At 51.7% G+C, this 13,573-nt stretch carries 8 protein-coding genes; all 8 read right to left on the bottom strand.

Annotated features, from left to right (window positions below; all coding sequences use genetic code 11):
• Positions 1-19: 19 nt before the first annotated feature.
• On the bottom strand, positions 20-1,111 hold the full coding sequence (locus tag HA50_RS23615) for an alpha/beta hydrolase family protein (protein ID WP_084879249.1): 1,092 nt from the start codon (positions 1,109-1,111) through the stop codon (positions 20-22).
• A gap of 50 nt (positions 1,112-1,161) precedes the next feature.
• On the bottom strand, positions 1,162-1,851 hold the full coding sequence (locus HA50_RS23620) for a carboxymuconolactone decarboxylase family protein (RefSeq protein WP_084879250.1): 690 nt from the start codon (positions 1,849-1,851) through the stop codon (positions 1,162-1,164).
• A 130-nt stretch (positions 1,852-1,981) separates the two neighbouring features.
• Positions 1,982-2,728 (bottom strand): SDR family oxidoreductase, encoded by a 747-nt coding sequence (locus HA50_RS23625; RefSeq protein ID WP_084879251.1) that lies wholly within the window; start codon positions 2,726-2,728, stop codon positions 1,982-1,984.
• A 251-nt stretch (positions 2,729-2,979) separates the two neighbouring features.
• A complete protein-coding gene (locus HA50_RS23630; RefSeq protein ID WP_084879252.1) occupies positions 2,980-4,329 on the bottom strand; it encodes a c-type cytochrome in 1,350 nt (449 codons plus the stop codon).
• Between the two features lie 11 nt (positions 4,330-4,340).
• Positions 4,341-5,945, bottom strand: coding sequence for a GMC family oxidoreductase (locus HA50_RS23635; protein WP_084879253.1), 1,605 nt, complete (start codon positions 5,943-5,945; stop codon positions 4,341-4,343).
• A 28-nt stretch (positions 5,946-5,973) separates the two neighbouring features.
• Entirely contained in the window at positions 5,974-6,483 is a 510-nt protein-coding gene (locus tag HA50_RS23640) for a sugar dehydrogenase complex small subunit (RefSeq protein ID WP_084879254.1), read from the bottom strand.
• 332 nt (positions 6,484-6,815) lie between these two features.
• Entirely contained in the window at positions 6,816-12,065 is a 5,250-nt protein-coding gene (locus HA50_RS23645; RefSeq protein WP_139811017.1) for a hypothetical protein, read from the bottom strand.
• 215 nt (positions 12,066-12,280) lie between these two features.
• On the bottom strand, positions 12,281-13,573 hold the full coding sequence (locus HA50_RS23650; protein ID WP_084879256.1) for an NtaA/DmoA family FMN-dependent monooxygenase: 1,293 nt from the start codon (positions 13,571-13,573) through the stop codon (positions 12,281-12,283).

The raw sequence follows: 13,573 nt of genomic DNA on the forward strand, positions 1-13,573 counted from the left end.
ACTCCGGTTACGCCGGGCGTCAGTTCTTCACGTTCATCTGGATCCAGTTAATCAACATGTCAGCAACCTGAAGGTTATTCCTGTCCATCATCATCATATGACTGTTGCCATATACCTGATGGTCAGGAAGATGCAGCATCTGTGCATTTCCCCCGGCTTTTTGCAGCCGTCCGATGAATTTATCGCAGTCTTTATAGGCGTCTTCCCAGGAGAATCCTTTCGTCCCGGTGTTGGCATCCAGGTGATCGCCAAACACTGCCAATACGGGAACGGTAGCCAGCGTTTTGAGCTGGGCTTCGGTCCAGGTGTCCGCACGGCAACCGCCTGGCTCAACCATGATCAGGCCTTTAATCCCTTTCATGCTGACCATTGCCGCATCAAGAGGTACCGATCCGCTTTCTGAATGCCCCATCAGGACAGCACCGTTTAGCTTTTGTGCCAGCTCGGACATGGTTTTAAAGTTTGGGTTCGGCGTTGGCATCACCGCATTCAGATCAGGAATCGCCTGACGGGAGAATTCCGCTGCGGATTGAACCGGGAACTGTTCATTGTGGAACGCCTGGCCGTACGACGGTCCGAAACGAAACATGGTCCAGCCCAGTTGATCGGAAATACGGAACACATTCGGCAGCTTATCTGGCGAGACCGCCCCTGCGCGGACGTCGTTGTAAACTGAAAAGTCACTCCCCGAACGCCCACGGGACACCTGATCGGGAACATAGGTTGGGTAGCCGCGACGAACAAAATACTCATACCATCCCATCCTGCCGTCGGGAGTGGTGTCGTAAGTCATGCCGCTCAGGGTGGCTCCGTGCAGCATCACCACTGGCACGCCGGTCTGTTTTTCCGGCACCATATACTCTACATACATCTGGTTGACGGTAATATTTCCACCTGAAGCCGGAGGCGTACCGAAAATACTGGAGAGCTGCGCCGCAGTCGCCTTTTTCGACTCTCCACCAATAATAAAGCTTCCGCGACTTTTAAGAATTAAGGGGCCTGAAGTCTCGGCATTATAATGAGTATCCGATGCTGCGAACGCAACGCCTGAAAATACCAGTGATATCGCAACAGCACATACAGCACGGGTGCATATTTTTAATTTATTCATTTAATGGGTTACCCTGATTTTTCTGAGTGGTATAGACGACAAAAATATTTTTAATGACCCCGGTTGTTAAAAACGGCGGTCGCAACAGACTGTGCGGAAAACGCGTTCGGCCAGCCAATATAAAACGCCAGTTGTGCAATCATCTCTTCAGCCTGCGCCTGGCTCAGTCCGTTATCCATCGCGCGCTGAAGGTGAAGTGGCATTTCTGCCGATTTACCATTCGCGATAAGCGCACTGACGGTCACCAGGCTGCGATCCCTGGGGGTGAGACCGGGCCGCAGCCACAGATTTCTGAAAAGCACATCCGTTGTGTAACGGGCCAATGGTCGACCGGTATTACCGAACAGATGCTGTACCGCATCCAGCCGGTGAGCCTCACTGCGTTCATCAACAGGAGCAAGCACAGGTTCTGCCGCTGGCATCTCTTTCATATTCACATGGCGCTCATGGAAAATTTCCCATGCCACTTTCGCTGCATTCAGCGCATTTTCCCGACCGGCGTAAAAGGCAAGCTGGGTGATCATTTCCGAAATTTCAGAAGGTTTAACGCCGTTATTCAGCGCCAGTTCCATATATTTTTTTAATTCGGTATGCTGATCTCTGGCAATCATTGCCGCCAGCGTTATCAGACTGCGGTCCCGCAGATTGAGTTCCGGCCTTTTCCAGACATCCTGCTGTAAAATATTCTGTGAATATTTTTCCAGTGCTGGCGCGACTTCATTCAGATAATCCTGTGGCACGTTTATTTCCGCATGTGAGTAATGACTGAAGGCCAGTGCAGTAAGTAATATATATACTCTGCGTTGAATCATTATATAAACGCCAGTTAATATCATGAAAAGGCAGGCTGGAAAGCCTGCCCGGAAATAATCAAAGTTCCTGCGCTGTCGGCCGGAAAATAATTTCGTTGACGCCAACGTCTTCCGGTTGACTGATGGCGAAAGCCACCATACGTGCGTAGGAGTCCGGCGGGATGCCGACCTTACCAACATAATCCTGATTGGCGGCCTGAACATCTTTGTCACTGATATGATCAAGCAGTTCGGTTGACACTGCACCGGGCGAAATAATGGTGGCACGCACGTTGTAGGCGCTGGCTTCTTTACGCAGCCCCTCAGTAACGGCGCGTACCGCAAATTTCGTCGCTGAATACACCGCAGATGTCGGGAAAACCAGGTGACCTGCAACCGATGCGGTATTGATAATGTGACCCGATTGCTGCGCTTTCATAATTGGCAGAGCCGCCGCGATACCGTGCAGCACACCCCTGAGGTTAACGTCGATCATCATGTCCCACTCGCTGACCTTCGCCTGATCGAGCGAGGAAAGTGGCATCACGCCGGCGTTGTTGATCAACACATCAATGCTTCCCCACGTGCTGATCGCTGTATCAACCAGCTTTTGCACATCATCAGCACGCGTGACATCAGTTGCCACGGCAATCGCCTTTCCGCCTTTGGCAGAGATATCTTTTGCCAGCGCATCAATACGGTCGGAGCGACGTGCAGCAAGTACGATGCGTGCTCCTTTGTCGGCAAGGTGACGTGCTGCTGCCTCCCCCATACCGCTGGAAGCACCGGTTATCACAATCACTTTATCTTTAATATTGTCTGTCATCTCTTTCTCCCGCCATTCGGATTAACTGGTTGCCAAAGCCGGGAGGTTGAAGCTTCCTCAGGCGTTCAGCATGTCTTCAGGTTAATCCTGGCAGGAATGTATTCATTCGATAAGATGCATAAACAGCAAACTGATATTAGTTAAATTAATTAATAGCAATACATTGATAAACGGAATGATTGTGCAGATCAGGAAGATGAGTCCGTCCTGCCTGGCAAACCACACCAGGCAGGACGGTCAGAGCAATACGATTATTTGCGTTGTTTTCTGCGCATCAGCAGCAACAAGGCCAGCAACACAATTACGCCACCAGCTATCATGCCGCCTTTGGCCACGGCCAGCAGCGATGACGGTTTGCCACCCGCACGCAGTTCCTTCACCCGTTCCGCAGTCGTCTGGACCTTAGCATCGCCAAAGTTCTGGAACAGGTAGTTCACCAGCGTCGCAACCTGCTTGTCATCCATCTGACGAGAGAAGGCAGGCATTGCCTGGCCCTTGTCCGGCACCAGACCATCCAGCACCGCCATCACGGCGTTGTCCGCCACCGGACGGCGGAACACCGCGTTGCCATAAAGCGCAGGCAAACCGTTACGCCCTTCCCCTGACAGCTGGTGACAGGTGGCACAATGGTTGTTGTACAGCATGGCCCCTTCTGACGCATTACCTGACATCAGATCAAATTCACTCATCGGTTTTGCCGGAGGAAGCTGCGATTTGTCAGAGGTAGGATTGATTTGCTGGGCCGGAACATCGCGCAAATACGTCGCGATAGCGCTGAGATCCGCCGATGACAAATGACTGAAGCTCTTGTTAATCGCCTCCAGCATCGGACCACCCGCCTGCGAACCTTCACCGGAGTTACCGGTGGAGAGATAAGAAATCAGCGCTTTGTCAGACCAGCCGCCAATCCCCGCATGCACATCAGAGGTGATATTCGGTGCAAACCATGTCCCCAGTGAGGCACCCGCCAGCGACTTATCTGACTGCTCAGCCATCAGCACATTACGTGGGGTGTGGCAGGTTGAACAGTGAGCCAGCCCTTCTACCAGATAAGCCCCGCGATTCCATTCAGCAGATTTACTGCTATCCGGCGTGAACGGTTTGCTGTCGGCAAACAGCAGATTCCAGCCCGCCATCGACAGACGGATATTGAACGGGAATGGCAGGTCAGTCTGCGGTCCTTTGTCATCAACCGGTTGCACGCCATGCATAAAGTACGCGTACAGCGCCTTCATATCCTCGTCGGTAATCTTTGCATACGAGGTGTACGGCATGGCCGGGTAGAGATTAGACCCGTCCTTACGTACACCGTGTCGCACCGCCTTTTCAAAATCACTCAGGCTGTAATCGCCAATACCGGCGGTTTTAGAAGGGGTGATGTTGGTGCTGTAAATGCTGCCCAGCGGGGTCTGTAATGACAATCCACCGGCGAAGGGTTTACCCGCAGGGGCGGTATGGCAGGCGCCACAGTCACCGGCAGTCGCCAGGTACTGGCCTTTGGCGATTAACGCGGCTGAGGAATCATCATCGGCGTGAGCCGATGCGCTGAGTGACAGTGCCAGAGCCAGTCCGGTCAGGCTTAAAGAAAGCGATTTTTTCATGGTGGCTCTCCTTAAATTTTGCCCAGAATGGCGTCGGCGGTACGTAAGCCAAGCGCGCATGCTGTCAGGGTGGAGTTGGCGGTCGCGACCGTTGGCATCACGCCGGTCGATACGATGTATAAATTGTCGTATTCCCAGGCTTTACCGTGATGGTCAGTCACTGAGGTTTTTTCATCAAAACCCATCGCCAGCGTACCGGTAATATGCTGGTTATTGCTGTAAACCCCCGGCGTGGAGTAACGCACATCGGTGGCACCCAGCATCCTGGCGATATCGGCATACACGGCTAAAGAATGCTGCATGCCTTTCTCTACGTAGCTGTCAAATGAGTAGGAGAAAGACGGCGTTGGCAGACCCAGTGCATCTTTTTTCGAGGTGCTCAGCATGGTGCGGTTATTCGGATCAGGTAACTGCTCCAGAACGTTTTTAATACTCAGCTCGTGAGAAGCACGGAAACGGATAGCATCATCCAGCGCCTGCCCGGTAAGACCTTCTTTGATCGCGCCAGCAGTGACACCAGCCACCCGCGATGAGTTGGAAATATCGATACGGAACGCGGCGGATTCAGAACGGAAAGCCCCGTCACGCAGCTGCTGAATAGAAGACGGGCTCATCGGGCCACGACCCGGCCACAGTGGCTCATCAACATAAAAAGTTGCTGAGTTGGAAGGATGATCCATCAGATTGCGCCCCACCTGGTCATAGTTATTGCACAGACCATGCGGGTTTTTCGCATCGGCGGAGAGGAACAGAATTTTGGATGATTCGATCGCGTTGGCGGCCAGCACCACGATTTCGGCTTCCACCCGATGCGATTGCTTATTCCAGTCGTAATAATGGACGGCGGTTATTTTGCCATGATCATTTTGTTCCAGCTTATACACCACCGCCTGGGGCAGCAGCTGAACGCCAGCTTTTTCTGCGGCATCGGCGGCGATGCCACCATGATACTGCGCATCAATCGGGCAGATAGGCATGCAGTTGTTATTGCCGCAGCACTGAGGACGTCCATCATAAGGCAGCGAATTGCGTCCGGTGGTGTTGGTCAGCACTTCATACTTTGGTGCCAGACGATCCGTGACGCGTTGTTCCAGGTAGGATTTTTTTACCCCTGGCATCGGAAAAGGCTGTTTGCGCGGCGAATATTTTGCCATTTCGTCCGGACCGGAAACGCCCCATAACAGCTCGGCCTCATAATAATAAGGTTCCAGGTCGTCATAGCTGATCGGCCAGTCACGCCCTACCCCGTACTGGGTCTTCAGGCGGAAATCGGCGGGCACCAGACGCCAGGCCTGTGCTGCCCAGTGCCAGCTGGTGCCGCCCACCACGCGCAGATATTCAGGTTTGTAGGCCTGCGGACCGGTCTGGTCGAGGTAACCGTTATCTTCCGGTTTGTAATCCGGAAAAGGGGCGATTTTTGAGTTGGGATAGGGGGCAATAAAATCGTCTTTACGTGCCGAGTGGCGAAAATTGCTGACGATGGTATCGCGCTGAATACGCGGACCCGCTTCCAGCATCAACACTTTGCGTCCGGCCAGCGCCAGCTTACGAGCGGTTAATGCGCCCACCACACCGGAACCGATGACAACAACATCAGTAGTAATAGTTTCAGACATGTCAGTTACTTATTCTCAGTAGATGGATTTAACCGATGGTTAACGGTGGTTTTGCAGCCCAGCTGCCATATGCGCCATAGGCGTAGGTCGGTGGCCTGAGCACGTCGGCAACAACCTGATTCGAGAAGGCTTCGACATAGGCCACGCAGACGGCCTGATCGCCTTTACCAACGATACCCAGATACCAGCCCGTGAGAATGTCGGCGGGCAGATGCGCCAAATCGGCAACAGAAGGGTCCGCTGCCAGCTTGCTGCTGATCTCGCTGGCACTCAGGGACTGTTGTTCAATCCACTGCTGAAGTTTGCTGACTTTACTGCTGAAGTTACTGTCGATCCGGGAGAAGGAGGAGAGGAGAACCCGGGTGAAATTTTCTGGGAGTTGTGCTTTTCCAGTCAGAAGCGTGGAGATTTTAGTGAAATCATCATCCGGGGAAGCGCTTGCATAAGAGGGAAACACCGGGATAACCGCGGCCGCAGCCAGTACCCCCATGCCTTGCAACAAATGCCTGCGCGAGACACCACCTGATTGCTCAAACATAAATTTCCTGCCAATTATGATTATGTTGTTATGACTCAATAGTCACCGAGGCCGGGTAATCCCTGCCATCTGTGCTAAAGATCTTTTAATACCTCAATCATTATAGGGTGATAAAATTTAACATGGATCACAAAATCGCAGGAAAATGATAACGATTAGCGCTAATTGTTATCATGCGTTTATGAATGGTAACGGAATGTGTTTGTGCAAAACTGTTGGCAGAGTGTCGGGAGCGGCAGCCATCTGGGAGGCGTCAGTCCGAGGCCTTCGAGAAGGCCTCACCATGAGGACAGAGACTGCCTTTGGAAACGGGGTCACTCCAGACACCCAATTTAGTGGGCCCGAATATAATCTGCAATGTCTGGTGGTACCGGGTCATTGTAATGTAATCCCCCACCCCACTTAACCATATATTGGGAAAAAGTGAGATTTAATCTGTCTTCCATCTCACCGTAAGATCCGAACCCACCCCTGGGTAATTTTGCTATTTTGTCTTCAACAGAATCAACTGTTGGCGATATAACTGTTGGCTCAGTGTTTGTGAAAAGTTTATCCAGTTTATCATAAACAACTTTCGCACTATTCCCTGTTAATCTGCCAAAAAACATTTTCCCACCCGGAGTTAATGAGTTCCAAAATTCCGCGGCACTTTTCCACCCTTGCCTTCCACTATTTGTTAAAACTGAAGCCGTGCTTTTAAAGAATGATGCTAGTATCTCAGCTTTGTTTTGTGGATTTCTTATAAATTCCTGGGCCGCATTGCCTGCAAGATCACTCAACTTATCCATGTTTGCTTTTGCAAGTGCTCCAGCACCCATATTCACCACCCAACTAATTAATGCATCCCGAATGTGCCCACCTAGTTTTTGAGGGTCATCTTCAACTGAGGCCTTAAGTAATGAAGGTACGCTATTTAATAAACTAATACCATAATTAACAACTGGCGTTATTTTCATTGCAGGCCCCCACACAGGATATGCAGAAAGAAACAATTGTAATGCATTCGCTCCATATGTAACATTGGCTTCAAAGCTACTCCAGGTGGCGAAATCAAAATCGCTCTTCTTGTTACCAATAAGGGTTGGCGTAAGAATATAGTCTATTTTTCCCCTCACACCAGGTTTAATTGCGAATTCCTTATCATACGGAGGAACCTCATGTCGTATTGTTCTAAAATTACCAACATTTCTCAGGGAAACATTGTCTTTTTTCGAAAGACCTTCGTTAATAGCCGTTCTTAATTCTTGAGATATATTTTGTTCCCTTTGCAGTTTAGAATAACTCACAGGTTCAAACCCTGGATTTGTACTAAATATATAGCCCTTGTGGAAGAAAAGATTCGGTACAACTTTTCCACAAAAAATCACCTGTGTTACATCATTGAGATCGGCCTCAGTAACCATTCCCACAGGGCTGTTATTTTGGTGGGTAATATTATAAAACTCGATACTCGCCTTTGCATTTTGTTTTAAATGATCACGAATTTCATTCGTATGACTATCCAGGGCTTTCTCGTATCGATCCTCCATATAACTTAGTAAAAAACCACCATTTAATTGATGTTTCAAACTATCAGGGTAGTCCGCTGGCCATGTAATTTGAAATCCTGTGCCAGCAACCTTTCTTAATAGAGTATTGTTTTCCTCAATAAACTTCCGTGCTGTCCCATTAGCAATTTCAGCGGGAGTAAACCCTTCCTCCATTTTCTTCTTAAAAACTTGTGACTTAAACAAACCAAAAAGGTCCCAGGAATTATCAACTTCCACTTTTATTCTATCGTTTTTAATTCGACTGTCTGGATTTGAGATACCATTTGAGGAATATGCTTCCTCCAGTACATCGTTAGTGAATTTTGATAACGGTTGTTTTACGTCAATCCGGACATTACTATTCAGAGATTTTTCAAGAGCTCGATTCTGCATAATTCTGGTGAGGCGCGTTTCTCGAGGTATCTCATCCAGGTTATCATTACTGGTGTCATCAGGTCGTGAGGATATGTTTGCCGTTTTTCTGGAACTGAACAGAGAATCGCCTCCAAATGCAAAGTGTAGCCCATCAGTATTATTTTCATCGTTCGCATCAAGGTTAATGTCAAGCTTCCCTGCCATGCGGTGGTCACCCGTCCGCAATCCCATCAGCGTCGCCGTAATGTTGCGGGTCTCCCTCTCTCCTTTCCCCCACAGATGGGTCACCTCGTGGCGCAGCAAGTCTTTACCAGCAGCTCCTTCCCGGATAAAAATACGGCTGTCGCCCTCCCTGACGCAGGCATCAAACTCAGACTGCCCGGGCTTACTCTTCCCGAGAATAACCAGCTGGTTGGCGTTCTCACCGCCTGTCTGGTAAGAGCGCAGCCTCTCAGACTGGGCATCACATGCCGCTATCAGGTCCTTCGGCGTCAATCCTCTTTCTTTTATAAAATCACGCTCTGCTTTTGTCAGGGTGCCGTTTAACCTGGCTTTTTCCTGTGCAAGATCTTTCAGTGCATCGTCCAGGGCGCGGTCAATCATCGCAACTTCGTCTTTCCGCATACCCTCAGGACCTGTCCGCCCACGTCTGGCAATATCAGCTATCTCTCCGACGGCCTGTTCCACGCGGTCTCCCTGCCCCCGGTAAGGGAACACCTGATTGCGCAGTGACGCACTCTCCATGGTATCAGTGATAAATTCTGCAGCCGCCCCGACACCTTCTCTTCCCCCGGCAGCAGCCAGCGTGATTCCGGAACTGATGAGGTTATTCGCCACGAAATGATTATTTGCCTGCTCCATCGTATGAGCGAAGCCGTTCTTTCGGATGTCACTCAGCATCGCCAGTCCGTTTTTGGTATCCCTGAGGACCTGCGGCATTGCCGCATCGACGGTCAATGCCGCCGCAAATTTCCAGGTGTCCTTTTTGGCCTGGGAAAGGGTTCCGGAAGGCAGGCCACGGCGAGGCAGGAGCCCTTTTCTCAGAGAATCAACACGTTCATTCCCTGCCTTAAGGATTAAACCTGCTGACACAACTCCACGGACACGCCCCCATGCACTGCCCACGAAACCTCCCGGCACAAAGATGTTGACACTCTGTGAAATCAGTTTGCGGAATGTCAGACGGACGAGTGAACTCCCCAGCCTGGCTGCGCCTTTGTCTGTCATCAGATTTGCCCACTTCAGACCCGGCTCTGCCAGAACTTCCCTGTACGCGCGGGGAAGTTTTAACGTGCCGTCACATTTTTGCCGGTAATATTCTTTAATCAGTGCAGCAAATGCTTTCCTGTCAAATCCGGGTGAATCAATCTCTCCGGCAAGCTTCTCCGCCTGCGCCTCTACCAAAGCGTGTTTTTCCGCCGGACTTAACCCCTTTATTTCGTCCACCTGCTCTGCCAGCACCAGTGCAAGATATATCGACAACCTCTGCTGTGGGCCGTAAACCTCAGGCTCCCGGTGAGTGACCTCCCGAAGTGCTGTTACCGCTTTCCGCATCGCCCCCTCAGCCTGTAGCAGAGCCTCTGAGGCAGGCAACCCCACTTCGCTTTTTGTTAACCGGTCCTGCGAAAATGCCAGGGTCTCTGCGCTTCCTGCCGCCTTACGGGCTTCATTCACGGCCTTTTTAAATCCGCCATGACACTGTTGAATATCTGAAAGGAATTTCCTGAGAATATTCACTTTTTTTCGCTGCTGACTTATGTCTTCAGGTCGCGCAGGGAGTTTGCGGGGGTCATCTTTTTCCATAGCGTTCAGTTGAGCTTTCGCCAGGGTGAATTCATTCTGACTGGTCGTCTGCAGCGCGTGCAGTGTTTTTTGGGTTTCCTGCCAGCGGTGTTCAACGAACGAAAAGGCTTCTTTCAGCTCAGTCCGGGCTAATGATATGGCTTCAACACTTTTAGTGCGCATGTCGCTCACATTGCTCAGGGAATCAAAGCCTTTTTTATGCACCTGCATATCAGCCACTTTATCGGCAGCTTTGGCATTCCCAGCCAGTGCCTTGCCCTTGAGCACAAACCAGTGCAGTGACGTAAGCAGCGGGTCACTTTTTACCTCAAGCAGGTCCGTCAGTTTTTTTCTCTCTGCTCCGGGCGAACCCATCTTTTCAGTAACCCCCGCCACCTTATGTACCGCTTCGGCACCCGCACTACGAAGCGCCACCGACATCTCTTTCAGCTGCGTCAGTGTATCTGTCTTGATATCAACAGACTGCACGCTCCGGATATTCTCGCGTACCAGGCTGAATGCCAGTCCGGTATCCCTGAGCGGCTGTTTAAGCTCCTGCGACTTGATACTTTTATGTGCATGTATGAGTTTATCCACCGCCTCATTAAACACGTCACGCTGCGTTTTCGGCTCATCAGTGTTGCCGGCACTCATAAGCGTTCTGTACATAGCAACCGCCGCAGTAGCGGCCTCTTTGAGCTCCTTCGCGCCGGCTATGGTTGGCGTTTCCCCTGATGCCAGTGCCTTCAGGTGGGGCGCCAGGAATTCGCAAAATGTCTGCAACTGGCTGACAGCATCCCTGACCTTCCCTTTCGGTAGGGTATCGACAGCCTTTGACAGCGTTTGCGTCGCCTCCCGGATATAAATCCGCTCCCGGTAAACACCTTTTTCAAGATTTTGCTCATGTGCTTTCAGGTTGTTCAGGACATCGGTCACCGGATCTTTTTTGCTGCCGGGGATGGATACTTTCAGAAGTGCAGCTTTTACCCTGCCGGATTTATCCGGATAAGTACTTTCAATAGATTCATTTCTTCTCTTCTTCACGATCTTAAGCGCATCTTTTATTTTACGCCGGGCGTTGCTCAGTTTCTCCGGCAGTCCAAGAACATCACTCCCCGTGGCTGCTGCCCTGATGCTCTTCAGTATGTCAACCGCGCCTTCCAATGCCGCAGACAGGTCTATCAGCGCCTCGCAGGCGTCAAGGCGTACCTGTTTTTCTTCCGCTGACAGACGTTCTGCAGTTTCAGGCTTGTTAATAGCCTCCATACTGTCCTTCATCACCTTAACGGCCGCCGCCAGCACACTGCGATCTTCCGGGTTGGCCAGCTTTGAGTTCTGTGCGTCATCCAGACTTTCCACTGCGGCTTTCAGTTCCGATCCCAAATCATCAAGGTGTTCTCGGTTTCGTCCCCCCTCCCGGATAAATTCATTCGCAGTGGCAACGACGCTTTCACGGGTCTCCTCATCCAGCAGCAGACGGAGGGTCTGCACATCAACAGCCGCTTCTTCTTTCGCTTCCGCTTCCGCTGTGGCTGGCTGCATTCCTGTGAGTTCATCCGTTCTGGCCAGGCTTTTTTCCACAGATGCCATCACATCCTGCAGGAACACTTCTGTGGAGTTGAGAAGGTCTTCGGCCTTTTTCGTGAATCTTGCTCCTTCAGGAAGGTCCTTAAATTTTTCGGCGGGAAATATCTCCCACAGTGCCTTCCAGTTTTTGCAGGCATAGGGTTCGTCCAGCTCACCATTCGCTGCTATGAATCCCCTCTTCGAGAGGCTCTCCTGGAGAGCGGGAGAAGATTTCTGGTAATCATTCAGTAACCGGAGACTTTCTTCATTAGATTCAGGCATTTGTTTCATTACATTGCATCCCATAGATAAAACAACAACACAGGCCATGTCCTCATGGGTGCCTGGGCTGTCTTTCCGGACGCTATCTGCCGGAGCGATGGAATTTACGATTGAGGGTGGGACGGTGTCGTTTTGAAACTTCATTGTGGTGTGCACGGGAGGTTTTCCTTGTCAATTGAGGTTAAATTGACCGGGATTCTATGCTGTCACCAAACCAGGCTCTTTGGAGTTAAGCCGATTTTTTATGTTTTTTGGCATTGCCGTTACCGGAGCGGTGCCAGTTCGAGGCTGCTGCGGAAATCGCTGCCCTGATAATCCGTATCCAGCAACCGGCGTCGCCGCAGTTCCGGCAGCAGTCCATGCAGCAACAAATCCTGTTGATCAGGTTGGCCCAGCCCATGCAGCGAGATCACGTCCAGCACGCCAGCCTGATAACGTTGTTCAATCGCATCCGCCAGGGCTTCGGGTGTGCCAGCAACAAACCAGTGACCGGTTTCTTCTGCTTTAATGATCAGCTCACGCAGCGTCAGTCCTTCCAGCGCATACTGACGGAAAATGGCCGCGCGCCCCTGGCGGCGATGCACCTGTGCCACTTCCGGGATCAGTGCCGCAGGTAACGGGTGATCCAGCGGCAAATCGCGCAGATCCACCTCACCCCCCAGCATGTCCGCCACACGCAGGCGTCCCTGTTCATAATTAATACGCTCGTGCTTATCACGCAGGCGGCGTGCTACATCCGCCTCGCTGTCGCCAATAATGGCGTGGAATGAGTTCATGATCAGCGGTGGATTGTGTTCCCGGCCAAAGCGCCGCGCGCGCTGCTGCACATCCGCCACAAACGCCTGGGCGGCGTCAAAGGTCGGCTGAGAGGTGTAAATCACCTCGGCATAACGTGCGCCCAGTGTTACCCCGGCGTCGGATTGTCCCGCCTGAAACTGCACCGGACGGCGCTGCGGGGATGGTGGTACGTTAAGCGGCCCGGCGACCTGAAAATAGTCGCCACGATAGTTAATCGGATGCAGTCTGGCGGGATCGATACGTATCCCGCCGCTGGCGGTACGCTGCACGGCTTCTCGTTCGTTTGCGTCATACAGCGCATTCATCACTTCGATAAATTCGGTGGCGCGCGCATAGCGCTCCTGCGGCGGCGGTAGCTGGTTTTCACCAAAGTTTTCTTCACCCACCGATGAAGTCACCGCATTCCAGCCAGCGCGTCCGCCACTCACATGGTCGAGCGTACCGACCTGGCGCGCCAGATTGTAGGGATGCAGCCAGCTGGTGCTGACCGTGGCAATCAAACCAATCTGCGATGTCGCCTGGCTCAGTGCTGCCAGCGCAATCAGCGGGTCCTGGCTGCCGGTACTCCCCGCCAGCCCGGCAGGATCGGCCTGTAAAAGATCGGCAGTGAACAGGCCGGTGATTTTTTCACGTTCCGCGATTTTCGCCAGTTCGATGGCTCGCGCGATGCCGATCCCCGGCTGGCTGTCATTGCCCGCCGAAATTACGCTGGTGGCACCCACCAGCGTCTTCAGTTTTCTGCGATAGGGTTGCGACAC

The sequence above is a fragment of the Pantoea cypripedii genome (assembly GCF_002095535.1).
GTDB lineage: Bacteria > Pseudomonadota > Gammaproteobacteria > Enterobacterales > Enterobacteriaceae > Pantoea > Pantoea cypripedii.